Below are 15,372 nucleotides of genomic sequence, written 5' to 3' on the forward strand. Positions count from 1 at the left end.
AAGCATAACCGCGAGGTCAAGAATTGAATTATCCCTCGTTTCTGCCATGTTCCGGCAGAAAGCAGGCTAAGCTTTCGTCGTCAGACGGATGTGTTTAGCGCGTAAAAGGGGTCTTATGGCGAAACCGGCAGTCATCGTGGTAGGCGCAGACAAGGGTGGGGTCGGCAAGACCACCGTTTCGCGCACCGTTCTCGACTATTTCAGCGCAAACAACATCCCGACCCGCGCCTTCGATACCGAATCGCCGCGCGGTACGCTGATGCGCTTTCATCCGGACATCACCGAGATCGTCGACGTGACCTCGACGTCCGATCAGATGAAAATCTTCGACACCCTGAACACATCCGGCACCAGCGTCACCGTCATCGACGTCCGCGCCGGACTGCTGTCCCCCACCCTCGCAGCGCTCCGCGACATCGGCTTTCTCGATGCCGCGCGCTCCGGCCAGATCACCTTCGCCGTGTTCCATATTCTCGGACCCTCGATCGCCTCGCTCGACGAGATCGCCGAGACCGCGAACTTCATGGACGGCGCGAAGTACTTCCTGGTGAAGAACTTCATCAACAACACCAGCTTCTTCGAGTGGGATCAGGCGACCTACAATTCGTATTTCCATCGCATCAAGAACGCGACCGAGATTACCATTCCGAAGCTGAACGAAATGGCCTACGAGCAGGTCGAAGTCGCCTCCGTGCCGTTCCTGAAGTTCGTCGCCAACAAGGGCACCAAGGATGAAGCCGCCAACTACTCGTTCGTGCTGCGCGGCTATGTCCGCCACTGGCTCGGCAACGTCTGGGGCGAATTCGACCGCATCAAGCTGACCGAAATCGTCGGCTCCAAGGACAAGCCGCGGACGCCCACAAGCGAGATCTGATCCGGTGGTCCGGTCCTGACATTCGGACATCGCACAGATGCGCCGCACGCCGCTCTATATCGTCTGCTCTCCCCGTCCCGCGGTCGGCAAGACGTTGATCGCGAGGTTGCTGACCGAGTTCTTGCTGCTCAAGCACGGGGCAGTGTCCGCCTTCGACATCAACCTGCGCGAGCCGTCGCTGCTCAACTATCTGCCCGGCGTCACCGAAACCGCTGTCATCAACGACACCTTCGGGCAGATGGCGCTGATGGATCGGCTGATCGTGAATGACGGCGTTCCGAAGGTCATCGACCTCGGCTTCCATGCATTCGACGATTTCTTCAAGATCATCGCCGAGATCGGCCTGATGAAGGAAGCGGAGCGCCGCGGCATCGATCCCGTCGTTCTTTTCATCCCGGATCGCGACCGCGCTTCGGCTGTCGCCTGGACCATGCTGCGTGAAACGTTTCCGAATGCCGCGCTGGTGCTGGTGGAAAACGAGCATGTACTGTGGGGCGAACTGCCGAAGACATTCGGCCGCGTCCGGACGTTCAGGATCGCGGCGCTGCCGGGTTTCCTGAAATCGATCATCACGCGGCTGAATTTTTCGTTCACGCATTATCTGCGCAGCAACAGGGATCAGTCATCCGAACTGCATCAGTGGGTGCGCGACAACTACACGCGCTTCCGCGAGCTGGAGCTTACCCTGATCCTGCACAGGTCATGACGGCTCAGTAGTAGATGCTTCCGGGGACGCCGCCGCCCGCCGCGATGGCGTCGCCATTGATGGCGATAGATTTCGGCGACGCGAGAAACGCGACGATATGGCCGATCTCCTCCGCCGTCACAAGACGGCGGATCGTATTGAGATCGTTCATCGCCTTCTCGACCTCCTCCTTCGTCTTCTTCTGGGTGCTGGCGCGCCATTCGATGACGCCAGCCGTCTTCTCGGTGCGCGTGAGACCCGGATGAACGCAGGTCACGTTGATGCCGCCCGGCCCGAGTTCGTCGGCGAGGTTCTTGGTCAGCGCCGCGACACCGACATTGCGGATGCTGCCGACGGTCACGCCGGTCTGCCGCGCGCCGAGCCCACTGATATTGATGATACGGCCCCAGCCCTGCTTCATCATCAGGGGTGCCACTTCCCGCGCCATGCGCAGATAGCCCATCACCTTGACGTTGACGTCGCTCCAGAAGATGTCGTCGGTAATCTCGCTCAGGGTCGGCGGCTTCGCCTGCCCGCTCGGCTGCGCGGCGCTGTTCACCAGTACGTCGATCCGGCCGAAATCCGAATGGATAGCGGCGACTGCGGCGCGAACCGCGTCATCCTTGCCGGTGTCGGCTGAATAGGCGCGTACGGTACGGCCCGTCTCGCCCGCAATCTCCGAAGCTGTGGCGGTCGCAGCGGACAGATCGCGCCCGACAATCGCAACATCCATGCCTTCGCCGGCGAGCGAGCGCGCGATGGCCTTGCCGATCCCACGTGTCCCGCCGGTGACGACCGCGATCTTTCCCGTGAGCTGAAGATCCATCTGTCAGTGTCCGTCGAATGTCATCAGCGTGCGCACCGGCACGTCCATCGCGCGCAGCTTGGCTGCTCCGCCGAGTTCCGGCAGGTCGATGATGAAACACGCCGCCACAACATCCGCGCCGATCTGGCGCAGCAGTTTCACGGCGCCCTCCGCTGTACCGCCCGTGGCGATCAGATCGTCGATCAGGATCACTCGCTCGCCGGGCTTGATGGCGTCGGCGTGCATTTCCATTTCATCCAGACCGTATTCAAGCGAGTAAGCGATCCGGACGGTGGTGTGCGGCAGCTTGCCCTTCTTGCGGATCGGCACGAAACCCGCCGACACCTGATGCGCCACCGCACCGCCGAGAATGAAGCCGCGCGCTTCCATGCCCGCAACCTTGTCGATCTTGGAGCCAGCCCACGGCTGCACCAGTTCGTCCACCGCGCGGCGGAACGCCCACGCGTTGCCGAGCAGTGTGGTGATATCCCGGAATATGATTCCGGGCTTCGGATAGTCCGGAATGGCGCGGACCGTCGCTTTCAAATCATCTTCAAGTGTCATATGGCGTCTTTCAAAATTCCATCATCACAGATCGTTCAGGCATTGGCCTGCCGGCCGAGCTTGAACGCGTTTTCCACGATCCTCAATCCGACATTGCCTTCGAGCGACATCAGCGATTCCGGGTGAAACTGCACGCCGCCGACGGGTAAAGTCTTGTGCTCGATCGCCATGGCGATGCCGTCCTCAGTGCTGGCGGTGATCTCCAACACATCCGGCATCCCGTCGCGCTCGACATAGAGCGAATGATAGCGGCCGATGACGACCTCATTGGGAAGATTGCCCATCAGCGTACCGCCGCGTACCTGAACCCGCGAGGGACGGCCATGCGCCGGCATCGCAAGTTGTCCGAGCTTGCCCCCGAAGTATTCGCCGATGGCCTGCACACCGAGGCAGACGCCGAACACCGGAAGCTTTTTCTCCAATGCCGCCCCGATAAACTTCGAGATGCCGAAATCTTCAGGCCGGCCGGGCCCCGGTGACAGCACCAGCAGATCGTATGTTTCGGTCTTCAGCAGTTCGAGCGCATGATTATGCCGGGTGACGCTGACAGTCGCGCCGACCTGACGGAAATAATCCGCCAGCATGTGCACGAACGAGTCTTCGTGGTCGATCAGCAACACCTTCTTGCCGGAGCCTGTCGCATCCGGCGCCAGCGCCGACAGCGGCTTCGGCGGATCGCCGCGCAACGCCTGAAACAGCGCCGCGGCCTTGGTCTGGCATTCCTTCTCTTCCGCAACCGGATCGCTATCGAACAGCAGCGTCGCTCCGACTCGCACTTCCGCGAGGCCATCCTTCATGCGGATGGTGCGGATGGTGAGGCCCGTGTTGATGCTGCCGTCGAACCCCAGAAAGCCCAGCGCGCCGGCGTACCAGCGTCGCGACGAGCGTTCATTGTCCTCGACGAACTGCATCGCCCACAGCTTCGGCGCGCCGGTGACGGTCACGGCCCATGCGTGGGTCAAGAAACCGTCGAGCGCATCGAAGCCCGGACGCAACATGCCCTCGACATGATCGACGGTGTGGAACAGCTTGGAATAGGTCTCGATCTGCCGCCGCGCCAGAACCTTGATCGAGCCCGGCACGCAGACGCGCGCCTTGTCGTTGCGGTCGACGTCGGTGCACATGTTGAGTTCGAATTCGTCTTTTTGCGAATTCAGCAATTCCTGAATCTGTTTCGCGTCGCTGATGGCATCGACACCGCGCGCGATGGTGCCCGAAATCGGACACGTCTCGATCCGCCGCCCGTCGGAGCGCACGAACATTTCCGGCGACGCCGCCACGAGGAATTCACCGTCGCCGAGATTGATCAATGCGCCGTAAGGCGACGGATTGATCTTGCACAGGCGCTGGAACACTTCGGCTGGCGTGCGTTCGCACGGCTCAGCGAACAACTGCCCCGGCACCGCCTCGAACAGATCACCGCGCGCGAACGCCTTGCGTGCGGTTTCGACGGTGGCCTGATAAACGCCGGGCGCGTGATCGGCAAAGCCTTCGCGCTTTGTCCTGGCGTAGACGCTTTCCGGAGTTTCGCGCTCAAGACCTTTGGTCGATTGACCGTTCCACGCGAACTCGTAACTCAGGATAACGCCGCGTCCGGTGGCGCGGTCGTAAGCCAGGATGCGATCAGGAATGAACAGCACGATATCGCGTTGATCTTTTTCTCGCGCGCGCTTCTGCTTGAGATCCTCGAACTGAAAGACGAGGTCGTAGGCGAACGCGCCGAACAGGCCGAGCAGCCCGTCATTCGGAGAATTGAGCGCCGCGATAATGTCCCGCACCAGCGACACCACCGAGGCGCGCCGCGTGCGCTGGTCCTCGTCCACCGGTGCATCGCCGCGCACGATATGACCTACGAGGCGCGTCGCGCTCTTCTCCGTAATGACCGCGCAGGGCTCGTTCAGGGTCGCGCCGAGAAACGCCACCAGCACCTTGCCGCGCGCATTCAACGCCTCGATGACAAAATCCGTGCCCGTGGATTCCAGCCGCAGCGGCGGATCGGAAAAGCCGAGATCGAAGCTCTCATAGCGGCCCGGCACCGTGGTGCCCGACGACAGCACCACACCGCGGCGGGTATCGAGTTGCTCGATCAGCCGGTCGAGCGCCGTGCCCCCGGTGAAATGCGCCACCGAACGCGCCACATCGAGGCCCCGGGCGGTCCGGTATTCACTCTCGGCGGGAAGGGAAAAAAGCGTCCTGTTCATCTGGTCCTCTTACGAAACTTGCTGGAGGAACGCCACACAGGACAAACGAAAAGGCCGTCGCTCTGCGATGACGGCCTCGACGATTGTGATAAAAGAAATCGCACCGGCCACCTTCAGAAGGTGCGCCACCAAAGACGGTTCGGGAGGGCCAGGGTGCTCATGGCGGGCAAATCATCACCCGCGGGGGATGATGTCAAGGCCCGGCTTGCTTGACAAAAACCGTGACCTTCCGCTCCCCGACATTCTCCTCGATCGGGGCCCACCCCTGCCGGGTATAGAAGCGCCGTCTTTCCTTCTGGGCGCAAAGATAGACCCGCCGGACATTGAGCGCGAAAGCGTCCTCCGCCGCGCGCCCGACCAGCGCCGTTCCGATCTCCTGCATCCGGAATTTCGGGTCGACCCAGACCGCCGCCACCCATGGCGAATATTGCGGAAGATCCTCAAGGTCGGACGTGATGACCGACGCCGTGCCCAGAAACGTATCGCCCCGATGCGCCACCAGCGCGAACGGGATCGGCGACGGGGTCATGTTTTCCTTCAGGCGGCCGGTGATGTAATCCGCCGGAAATCCCCGCTCCTTCCACCATGCCCGCCAGATGCGATCGGCAACCGCGTCGAAGAACGCAGGCTGCCGGCGCAGGTCGGAGATGGTGAACATTTACCCCAGATGCTTCTTGAAAAAGTCCGTGGCGCGGCCCCAGGCGAGTTCGGCGGCTTGGCGGTCATGCACCGAGGCACGTTCCTCGTTCACGAAGGCATGATCGGCGTCATAACGAAACGCCTCGAACTCATGTCCGACGTTTCGCATCGCCTTCTCGAACGCGTCCACCGCCGCCGGCGTGCACCAGTCATCCTTGTTGGCGAAGTGGCCCTGGAGCGGAATCTTGATATCGGCAGGCTTCGCGGCCTGCTCCGGCGGAATGCCGTAGAACGCGACGCCTGCGCTCAGTTCAGGAATTTTCGCAGCACCGATGATGGTCACCGCGCCGCCCATGCAGAAGCCGGTGAGGCCGACCTTGGCCCCGTTGCGCTTCAGATACTGCACCGCGCCGCGCACGTTCTGCTCCGTCGCCTCGATGAAATTCAGCGAGTTCATCTCTTTGCCTGCCGCGTCCGCATCGTGATACGGCACGACGACGCCGTCATAGAGATCGGGCGCAAGGGCATCGAAACCGGCAACGGCGAAGCGGTCGACAAGTCCCTTGATGTTCTCGGACAGGCCCCACCACTCCTGGATGACGACAACGCCCGGCGCATTGCCGCGCGCGGCATTGGCGAGATAACCCTTGGCATCCTTGCCGTCGGGACGCTTGAAAGTGATGGTGGTGCCCATGATGTCCTCCGGAACGCTTTGATTGTCTTATACCGCGGGCGAAGCGACGCTCAAGCTCGCGATGGCCTTCTCGAGATCACGTTTGTATTGCAGGAAGTCGACAAAAATCCCGTGTTCCCCGCGGTTCTTGTTCGGCGGCCTTGCGTAAAATGCGGCGATCCTGTCGCGGAAATCCGCGGTTGTATCGGCGCTTTCCTTCTGCGCCTTGATATAGGCGGCAATCAGATCGGCCTGCAATGCGCGGCCCGGCCAGCCGACGCCCGCGCCTTCAAGCAATCCCGCGACGAAAAGCCCGTTCTCGCGTGACGGGAAGATGTTGAGATACAGGCGCGGCGCGTTGCTCTCCGGCTGCCAGTTCAGTTCGCTGAGGTCTTCCAGAAATGGAAACGTGATCTCGTAACCCGTCGCAAGCAGCACGAGATCGACCTGATCTTCCTGACCGTCACTGAAAACAACGGTATCGCCGCGAAACTCCCGGATCGGCTTGCGCAAGGCGACATCGCCCTGCCCGAGATGCTGGAGCACCAGCGAATTGACGATCGGCGTCTTGTCGTACAGCCGGTGTTCCGGCTTCGGCAGACCGAAGCGTTCCGGCGGTCCGACCATAAACCGCAGGATCGGCTCATGCAGCATCGAGCGCAAACGCTTCGGAATGATGAAACGTTTCGGCTTGTGGTTACCTTCGTCGGCGGGTTTTCCGGCGAGGAACTTCGGCACGAAATGATTGCCTCCGCGCACGCTCCACAGCACCTTCTTCGCCCGGTGAATGGCATCGACCACGATATCGCAGCCGGTGTTGCCCATGCCGACCACCAGCACGCGCTTGCCCTCGAAAATGTCGGCGGTCTTGTAGTCCTTCGCGTGTATCAGCGTGCCGCTGAACTCACCGGGAATTTTCGGCTTCAGCGGATCGCTGAGATGGCCGTTGGCGAAAATGACGCTTTCATAGTCGTCCGCAGTGCCGTCACTGAGTGTCGCGCGCCAGCTCCCGTCGCGCTGCTCAATCTTCTGCACATCCGTGTTGAGGCTGATCGAAGGGTAAAGATCGAAATGCCTGGCGAAGGATTTGAAATATTCCGACACCTGCGCATGTCCGGGATAGGCCGGCCAGTCCTCCGGCATCGGGAAATCCGCATAGGCCGTGGTGCGCTTCGAGGAAATCAGATGGGTCGAGGCATAAACCGCGCTAGGTGCTGCGCCGTAGAGCCACTGCCCGCCAACGTCCGCGTTCTTCTCGACGCACTTCACCGGCAGACCGGCTGCTTTAAGGCTTTTGACGGCGGCGAGGCCCGCCGGACCTGCGCCAATGACAAGCGTGGTCATTTCACATGCTCCGCGCGTCCGGCGCGATACCGCTCGAATACTTCGAGCGCGTTGTAGCGTGGCGCGAATCCGAACTCCGTCTTGAGCTTCTCGTTGGAGAGCACCGGACGGTACTGGATGAACTTGGCGTGCCCGGGACCGAGTTTCGTGACGCGAAGAAGATGCAGCAGCCACAGCGCCGCTTTCAGAACCACGGGCGGAATGGCAACATACGGCTTGTTGTTCAGTTTCGCGATGTCCCGCAGGCTCAGCGTGCCGTCCCCGGCAAGATTGTAGGTGCCTGGTCTCGGATGGCGCACGGCCTGCACCAGTGCTGCGACCACGTCCGCATCGGAAATCAGCGAGAACGGCGTCACGGTGCCGCCGACACCCACCACCACGGGACGCTCGAAGATCGCAGTGATCTGGTTGTTCGTCGTGGGACCCAGCACCGTGCAGGGCCGGAACACGGTCTGCTGGAGATGCGCATGCAGATCGTGCCATTCAATCAGCATTTCCTCCACTTCGAGCTTGTTGCGCGCGTAAGGGAAATCCGGATTGCCGCGCAGCGGATCGTCCTCGTGCAACGGCACCGGATTGTCGGCGTGATAGCCGTAGGCCGAGCCGCTCGACGTGACGATCAGATGCTCGACGCTGGCGTCGAGCGACGATTGCAGCACATTCTTGGTGCCGAGCACGTCGATTTCCCAGTCGCGTTGCTCGTCGCCGCCGACCGCAACCACCGAGGCCAGATGCACCACGGTTTGCGGACGATATTTCAGGAAAATCTCCCTGAGCGCCGGATCGCGAATGTCCGCGGTCACATAGGTGACATTCGGCAGCCGCTCATGGGCGACCACTTCGCGCATGTCCAGCGCAATGACTTCCGAGTTCGCGCCGCCCCGTGCCAGTTCGGCGATCAGCGATTTGCCGATGAAACCCGCCGCGCCGGTAACCAGCACGCCGCCTTTCATGGCTTCAAATCCCACATCCGCCTCGCTCATGCCACCGTGTCCGTGCGTTGACTCATGTACCCGGCCGGATGCGGATCGCGGCGCTTCCACCACGCCGCCAGCGCCCATCCGGAAATCAGATGCCAGACGCCCCACCCTGCCGCGACCAGCGCCGCGCCGCCGACACCCTCGAACTGGTTGAGGATCAGTGCGAGGCCGAGCCCCGAATTGTGCATGCTGACTTCAATGGTCATGGCGCGCGTGTCGTAGTTGCTCAGGCCGAGCACGCGCGCGGTGCCCCACCCGAGCGCAATCGCAATGGCGTTGTGAAGCACAACGAACGGCAGGATCGACGTCACGAAGGTTGTGAGATAGCGCGCGTTGGTGAAGATCGCGCCGCCGATGAACGCCACCAGAAACAGGAAGGACAAGATCTGCAACGGACGTCGCAGCAGATGGCCGAGGCGCGGCCAGTAGTGCACCGTCGCGAGACCGAGAGCCATCGGCAGCCCGAGGATCGCCATCGTCGAGCCCAGGAACGACAGCGGCTCGATGCTGACCTGCCGCAGCAGTGCTGCGGTATCCGGATTGAGCGCAGCCCAGAACAGGATGTTGAGCGGCGTGGTCACGATCGCCAGCAGGCTGGAGACGCCGGTCATGCTGATCGACAGCGCGGTGTTGCCGCGCGCCATGTGGGTGATGAGGTTGGAGATGTTTCCGCCGGGGCACGCGGCCACCACCATCATTCCAAGCGCGATGCTCGGCTGCGGTTTCAGCAGCATGGTGATCGCCCATGTCACCGCCGGAAGGATCGCAAGCTGAGCAAGAAGCCCGGCCAGCGGTGCGACCGGCTTGCGAAATACCTCGATGAAGTCGTCGATCCGCAGATCGAGCGCTACGCCGTAGATGATGAGCGCAAGCACGCCGCCGAGCACAAGCTGGCCCGTCGGATTGATATTCAGCAGAATGTCGTCGATCGGTGCGCCCGTCATGTGCCCCCCAGCCCGGCCCCGGATTGCCAAGGTTAGTGGAGCGGATCGCGGGACGCCAGCCTTGCGGATTGCCTTGGAGTGTCATGCTGCATCGAAGCATTGGCGCAGCAAAAAGGCCCCTCGTGAGGGGCCTTTCGCAATTCAGATTTCAAGAAAGATCAGTGGGCGTCGGCCCAGACTTTCTTCTTGGTGAAGTAGAGCAGACCCGACAGCACGATCAGGAAGATCATGACCTGCAGTCCGAGGCGCTTGCGGGCCTCGAGATGCGGCTCGGCGGTCCACATCAGGAACGCGGAAACATCCTTGGCGTACTGCTGCACGGTCGCCGGCGATCCGTCATCGAACGTCACCTGACCGTCATTGAGCGGCTTCGGCATCTTGATCGCGTGGCCGGGGAAATACTTGTTGTAGTACGACCCCTCCGGCAGCGCGAAGCCGGCCGGCGCCTTGTCCTCATAGCCCTGCATCAGAGCGTCGATGTAGTTCGGTCCCTTCTCCTGAAACTGGATGAAGGCGTCGAAAATGAACTGCGGAAATCCACGCTCATATCCACGGGCCTTGGCGATCAGCGACAGGTCCGGCGGATAGGCGCCGCCGTTGGCTGCGCGGGCCGCCTGTTCGTTCGGGAACGGCGACGGGAAGTAGTCGGCCGGACGGCCGGGGCGCTCGAACATATCGCCCGCATCGTTCGGGCCGTCCTTGACCTTGTACTCGGAGGCGAAGGCGGCGGCCTGCGCCGGCGAATAGCCCGGACCGCCCGCGTCGCTCAGGTTGCGAAAGGCGACATAAGACAGGCCGTGGCAGGAGGCGCAGACTTCCTTGTAGATCTTCAGGCCGCGCTGCAGCTGGCCCTGGTCGAACTTGCCGCGAGGACCGGCAAACGACCACTTCAGCGAGGGCGGCGTCAGTCCATGCGAATCGTCCGCCGCGCGCGCCGTGCCGGCAGCCCCCAGCAGCAGTGCGCCGCCGACCGCAATCGCGATCATGCTGGAGACCATCGGCGCTTTCGTCGAGCCGGTTTTCCGCAGCACGTCTTCGGCGATCGAGTTCGGCAAGGGACGCGCCTTCTCGATGCGGCTGAGGACAGGCAGCACGATCAGGAAGTAGGCAAAGTAGCAGAACGTCAGGACGCGGCCGGCAATGACGTAGATGCCTTCCGCGGGCTTGGCGCCGAGCCAGCCGAGCAGCAGGCAGACCAGCACGAAGATCCAGAAGAACTGCTTGGCGAGCGGGCGATACTTCGACGAGCGCGTCCGTGCGCTGTCGAGCCATGGCAGGAACGCCAGCACAAGGATCGCCGAGAACATCGCGATAACGCCGGCGAGCTTGTTCGGGATCGAGCGCAGGATCGCGTAGAACGGCAGGTAGTACCACTCAGGCACGATGTGCGCCGGGGTCACCGCAGGATTGGCGGGGATGTAGTTGTCCGGATCGCCGAGATAGTTCGGAATGTAGAAAATGAACCAGGCGAAGAACAGCAGGAAGCAGGACATGCCGAACGCGTCCTTAAGGGTCGCGTAAGGCGTGAACGGCACAACGTCCTTCTCGGTCTTCGGCTCGACGCCGGCCGGATTGTTCTGACCAGCAACGTGCAGCGCCCAGATGTGCAGCACCACAACGCCCGCGATCACGAACGGCAGCAGGTAGTGCAGCGAGAAGAAGCGGTTCAGCGTCGGGTTGCCGACCGAGTAGCCGCCCCACAGCAGCGTCACGATGCTGTCGCCGACATAAGGAATGGCGCCGAACAGGTTGGTGATGACGGTGGCGCCCCAGAAGCTCATCTGGCCCCATGGCAGCACGTAGCCCATGAAGCCAGTCGCCATCATCAAGAGATAGATGATGACGCCGAGGATCCAGAGAACCTCGCGCGGCTCCTTGTATGACCCGTAATAAAGGCCGCGGAACATGTGGATGTAGACGGCGATGAAGAACATCGACGCGCCGTTGGAATGCAGATAGCGCAGCAGCCATCCGTAGTTGACGTCGCGGACCAGCAGCTCGACCGACTTGAAGGCCAGATCGACATGCGGCGTGTAATGCATCGCCAGGATGATGCCGGTGATGATCTGGACGCCCAGCATCATCGAAAGGATCGCGCCGAACGTCCACCAGTAGTTGAGATTGCGGGGAGTCGGATAGGCGACGAATGACGAGTGGATCAGTCCCCCGAGAGGGAGACGCCGCTCAACCCATTTCAAGACTGGATTTTGCGGCTGGTAGCTGGATGGTCCGCTCATGATGCGATCCTGACAAAGAAGAAGCGACGCAATCGGTTCAACGAAAGTTAGCCGATTTTGATTTTGGTATCGGAGACGAAGGCGTAAGGCGGCACCGGCAGGTTCGACGGCGCCGGACCCGAGCGGATGCGGCCGGAACTGTCGTACTGCGAGCCGTGGCACGGGCAGAAGAAGCCATCATAGTTGCCTTCATGCGCGATCGGGATACAGCCCAGATGCGTGCAGATGCCGATCACCACGAGCCACTGATCGTGGCCTTCCTTGACGCGCGACTGGTCGCTCTGCGGATCGGGAAGGCTCGCGGTGGGAACAGCGCGCGCCTCGTCGACCTGCTTCTTGGTGCGATTCATGATGTAGATCGGCTTGCCGCGCCAGAACACCTTGATGTCCTGTCCGGAGGCGATCGGAGCCAGATCGACTTCGATCGGGGCGCCGGCGGCGATGGTCGAGGCGTCCGGATTCATCTGAGAGATCAGCGGCCAGGCCACTGCGGCGGCGCCGACGGCGGCCACGGATCCTGTCGCTACATATAGAAAATCACGGCGTGTCGGCTCGGCCGAGGATGAAGACGTCACGATTGCAAACCCTTTCCGAACTGCAACCGGTGGAACCATCCCTTCGACGCAATGCACTCGCCGGGAGAGGAAGCCGGTGCCCGCGGGCCCCCGCGGTGGCAGAATGACCACTTGTCCCACTCAACCGGGCGGAACATACGATCTAGAATCGATCTATTGGCACCCTTGCCGAGAGAGCGCAAGCCCGCTATCGGGCACATTTAGTGCGACGCACTAAAACCGCCCATCGCAGGGATTTTTCCTCACGTTGTCCACCGGGGCCAAGGGCCGTTTTCCGATGCGCGTCGTTCTTTTTCAACCTGACATCCCGCAAAATACCGGGACGATTCTGCGGCTCTGCGCCTGCCTCGGCGTGGAGGCACATATCATCGAGCCCGCCGGATTCCCCATTTCAGACCGGCATTTTCGCCGTGCCGGGATGGACTATCTGGACCAGGTCACCATCGTGCGGCACGATTCCTGGGCCGCCTTCGAGACATGGCGGGCCAAATCGGGCAGCCGCCTGGTTCTTTTTTCGACAAAGGCGGCAACGCCCTATCTCGATCATATCTACCGGGACGACGACATCCTGCTGTTCGGCCGGGAATCCGCTGGCGTTCCGGACGACGTGGTAAACGCAGCGGACGAACGGCTGGTTATCCCGATTGCGCCGGGAATGCGCTCCCTGAATGTCGCCATGACGGTGGCGATGGCGCTTGGCGAGGCACTCAGACAAACGCGCAGCGTGTTTTCAAGCGAAGTGGGGACCGGTTCGCGTTAAGAAACACGCCAAACCAGAAGGAACGAAGGCTTGAGCTACGCGGTCAAAGAAATCTTTCTGACATTGCAGGGAGAAGGCGCCCACGCCGGGCGCACGGCCGTGTTCTGCCGATTCAGCGGGTGCAACCTCTGGACCGGCCGCGAGCAGGATCGCGCTACCGCCGTGTGCAAATTCTGCGACACCGATTTTGTCGGAACCGACGGCACGCTCGGCGGGCGGTATGCGGACGCTCAGGACCTCGCCGCGGCCATCGCCGCGCAGTGGATCGGTCCGCATGATCATCGCTATGCCGTTCTGACCGGCGGCGAGCCGCTGCTGCAGGTCGATATCGCGCTGATCGACGCCCTTCACGCGCACGGATTCACCATCGCGATCGAGACCAATGGCACCATCGAACCGCCGCCCGGGCTCGACTGGATCTGCGTCAGCCCCAAGGCCGGATCGGACCTTGTCGTCCGCAAGGGCCACGAGCTGAAACTGGTTTATCCGCAGCCAGAAAACACCCCCGAGGATTTCGCGGGTCTGGAATTCGAGCGGTTCTCGTTGCAGCCGATGGATGGACCTGACATCACGCAAAGCACGCAGGCGGCGATTGATTATTGTTTGCGTCATCCGCAGTGGCGACTCAGCGTCCAGACGCACAAGACGCTTGGCATCAGATAAAACCGGATACGACCAATGTGGGAATTGACGAAATCGTTTCGTTTCGAGGCCGCGCACGCGCTGCCCGGTACGACGCTGGGCGAATCCAGCGACGAAATTCACGGTCATTCGTTCCGCGCCGAGGTCTCAATTCGCGGCAGGCCGGACCCCACGACGGGAATGGTGATGGATCTCGGCGTACTTGAACAGCGGATGACCGAGGTGCAGAAAATGCTCGACCACAAGCTGCTCAACAAGGTCGAAGCGCTGGGACCGCCGACGCTGGAGAATCTGACGCGCTTTATCTGGGAGCGCGTTCAGCATACCGGGCACGTGACCCGCGTCAGCGTCCACCGCGACAGTTGCAACGAAAGCTGCACATATTTCGGCCCGCAGAGTTAGGCGCGCATAACGGAGGCATTCCCTTGGAAAAGCCCGTCACGATGCTCGAAGAGCGCAAGCAAACTTCCCGCGCGTGGTTTGAAAACCTGCGTGACGAGATTTGCGCGACACTGGAACAGCTTGAGGCCGATGCGCCGGCAGCACTTTATCCCGGCCATGCCGGACATTTCGTTCGCACGCCCTGGGATCGCACCGATCATTCGGGAAAGCCCGGCGGCGGCGGCGTGATGTCGGTCTTGCGCGGGCGGCTGTTCGAAAAAGCCGGCGTGCATTGCTCGACTGTGCATGGCGAATTCGCGCCCGAATTCCGCGCGCAGATTCCGGGGGCTGCGGACGATCCACGGTTCTGGGCTTCGGGGATTTCGCTGATCGCGCATCCGCGCAACCCGAATGTGCCAGCGGTTCACATGAACACCCGCTTCGTGGTGACAACCAAGGCGTGGTTCGGCGGCGGCGCGGACCTGACGCCGGTGCTCGACCGGCGGCGAAACCAGGATGACCCCGACGCTGCAGCCTTCCACGCCGCCATGAAATCGGCCTGCGACGCTCACGCAGCGGTCGCGCCTTACGAGAAATACAAAACCTGGTGCGACGAGTATTTCTACCTGCCCCATCGCAAGGAAGCCCGCGGCATCGGCGGGATCTTCTACGACTGGCTCGATTCGGGCGACTGGAGTGCCGATCTGGCCTTCACCCAGGAGGTGGGCCGGACTTTTGCCAAGGCCTATCCGGAGCTTGTGCGGCGGAATTTCGGGGACGCCTGGACGGCCCAGGACCGCGAGGAACAGCTCGTGCGCCGGGGGCGCTATGTCGAGTTCAACCTGCTTTACGACCGGGGCACCATTTTCGGCCTCAAAACCGGCGGCAATGTCGACTCCATCCTGTCCTCCATGCCCCCCGAGGTGAAATGGCCGTAAAGCCGTCCCGCGGGCCGATAAAGTCCGGAAAGCTCAGGAAATAGGCAGGCTTTTTGGCGAGCTCGACCTGTCACCGAGAGAACACACCCGCCAAATAACGGTTCCGGACACCGTCCAGCCAACTTAAATC

General features: G+C 61.8%; 16 protein-coding genes. 6 read left to right on the top strand and 10 right to left on the bottom strand.

Annotated features, from left to right (window positions below):
• Window positions 1-115: 115 nt before the first annotated feature.
• Window positions 116-874 (top strand): P-loop NTPase family protein, encoded by a 759-nt coding sequence (locus tag AC07UB_RS19625; protein WP_492792114.1) that lies wholly within the window; start codon window positions 116-118, stop codon window positions 872-874.
• A gap of 37 nt (window positions 875-911) precedes the next feature.
• Window positions 912-1,580, top strand: coding sequence for a P-loop NTPase family protein (locus tag AC07UB_RS19630; protein ID WP_492792113.1), 669 nt, complete (start codon window positions 912-914; stop codon window positions 1,578-1,580).
• Between the two features lie 4 nt (window positions 1,581-1,584).
• On the opposite strand, the gene AC07UB_RS19635 is transcribed toward AC07UB_RS19630, so the two are convergent.
• The 10 genes from AC07UB_RS19635 to petA form a co-directional block, all read right to left on the bottom strand.
• Window positions 1,585-2,385 (bottom strand): SDR family NAD(P)-dependent oxidoreductase, encoded by an 801-nt coding sequence (locus AC07UB_RS19635; protein WP_494653947.1) that lies wholly within the window; start codon window positions 2,383-2,385, stop codon window positions 1,585-1,587.
• Window positions 2,386-2,388: 3 nt separating this feature from the next.
• Complete coding sequence (locus tag AC07UB_RS19640; RefSeq protein WP_492792111.1) at window positions 2,389-2,928, bottom strand: adenine phosphoribosyltransferase; 540 nt, start codon at window positions 2,926-2,928, stop codon at window positions 2,389-2,391.
• Between the two features lie 35 nt (window positions 2,929-2,963).
• Complete coding sequence (locus tag AC07UB_RS19645; RefSeq protein ID WP_494653944.1) at window positions 2,964-5,129, bottom strand: anthranilate synthase component I; 2,166 nt, start codon at window positions 5,127-5,129, stop codon at window positions 2,964-2,966.
• Between the two features lie 193 nt (window positions 5,130-5,322).
• Window positions 5,323-5,787 (bottom strand): GNAT family N-acetyltransferase, encoded by a 465-nt coding sequence (locus tag AC07UB_RS19650; protein ID WP_492792109.1) that lies wholly within the window; start codon window positions 5,785-5,787, stop codon window positions 5,323-5,325.
• Window positions 5,788-6,462 carry a dienelactone hydrolase family protein gene (locus AC07UB_RS19655; RefSeq protein WP_492792108.1) on the bottom strand — a complete coding sequence of 225 codons (675 nt, stop codon included), beginning with the start codon at window positions 6,460-6,462 and terminating at the stop codon, window positions 5,788-5,790.
• A gap of 27 nt (window positions 6,463-6,489) precedes the next feature.
• Entirely contained in the window at window positions 6,490-7,785 is a 1,296-nt protein-coding gene (locus AC07UB_RS19660; protein WP_492792107.1) for a flavin-containing monooxygenase, read from the bottom strand.
• Complete coding sequence (locus AC07UB_RS19665; protein WP_492792106.1) at window positions 7,782-8,768, bottom strand: NAD-dependent epimerase/dehydratase family protein; 987 nt, start codon at window positions 8,766-8,768, stop codon at window positions 7,782-7,784. The genes AC07UB_RS19660 and AC07UB_RS19665 overlap by 4 nt, the downstream gene beginning before the upstream one ends.
• A complete protein-coding gene (locus tag AC07UB_RS19670; protein WP_492792105.1) occupies window positions 8,765-9,709 on the bottom strand; it encodes a bile acid:sodium symporter family protein in 945 nt (314 codons plus the stop codon). Before AC07UB_RS19670 ends, AC07UB_RS19665 begins: the two co-directional genes overlap by 4 nt.
• A gap of 158 nt (window positions 9,710-9,867) precedes the next feature.
• On the bottom strand, window positions 9,868-11,946 hold the full coding sequence (locus AC07UB_RS19675) for a cytochrome c1 (protein WP_492792104.1): 2,079 nt from the start codon (window positions 11,944-11,946) through the stop codon (window positions 9,868-9,870).
• A 47-nt stretch (window positions 11,947-11,993) separates the two neighbouring features.
• Window positions 11,994-12,524, bottom strand: coding sequence for a ubiquinol-cytochrome c reductase iron-sulfur subunit (gene petA, locus AC07UB_RS19680; RefSeq protein WP_492792784.1), 531 nt, complete (start codon window positions 12,522-12,524; stop codon window positions 11,994-11,996).
• A gap of 274 nt (window positions 12,525-12,798) precedes the next feature.
• Here petA and AC07UB_RS19685 point away from each other — a divergent pair, with 274 nt between their 5' ends.
• The 4 genes from AC07UB_RS19685 to hemF are packed head-to-tail and all read left to right on the top strand — an operon-like array spanning window position 12,799 to window position 15,242.
• Window positions 12,799-13,281 (top strand): tRNA (cytidine(34)-2'-O)-methyltransferase, encoded by a 483-nt coding sequence (locus tag AC07UB_RS19685; RefSeq protein ID WP_494654208.1) that lies wholly within the window; start codon window positions 12,799-12,801, stop codon window positions 13,279-13,281.
• A gap of 30 nt (window positions 13,282-13,311) precedes the next feature.
• Window positions 13,312-13,944 (top strand): 7-carboxy-7-deazaguanine synthase, encoded by a 633-nt coding sequence (queE, locus tag AC07UB_RS19690; protein ID WP_494653940.1) that lies wholly within the window; start codon window positions 13,312-13,314, stop codon window positions 13,942-13,944.
• A gap of 15 nt (window positions 13,945-13,959) precedes the next feature.
• Window positions 13,960-14,325: a 6-pyruvoyl trahydropterin synthase family protein gene (locus tag AC07UB_RS19695; RefSeq protein WP_494653939.1), complete on the top strand. Its 366-nt coding sequence runs from the start codon at window positions 13,960-13,962 to the stop codon at window positions 14,323-14,325.
• Between the two features lie 41 nt (window positions 14,326-14,366).
• Window positions 14,367-15,242: an oxygen-dependent coproporphyrinogen oxidase gene (gene hemF, locus AC07UB_RS19700; RefSeq protein ID WP_494654206.1), complete on the top strand. Its 876-nt coding sequence runs from the start codon at window positions 14,367-14,369 to the stop codon at window positions 15,240-15,242.
• Window positions 15,243-15,372: the final 130 nt, after the last annotated feature.

This window comes from Afipia sp. GW821-FHT04G03 (assembly GCF_059419985.1).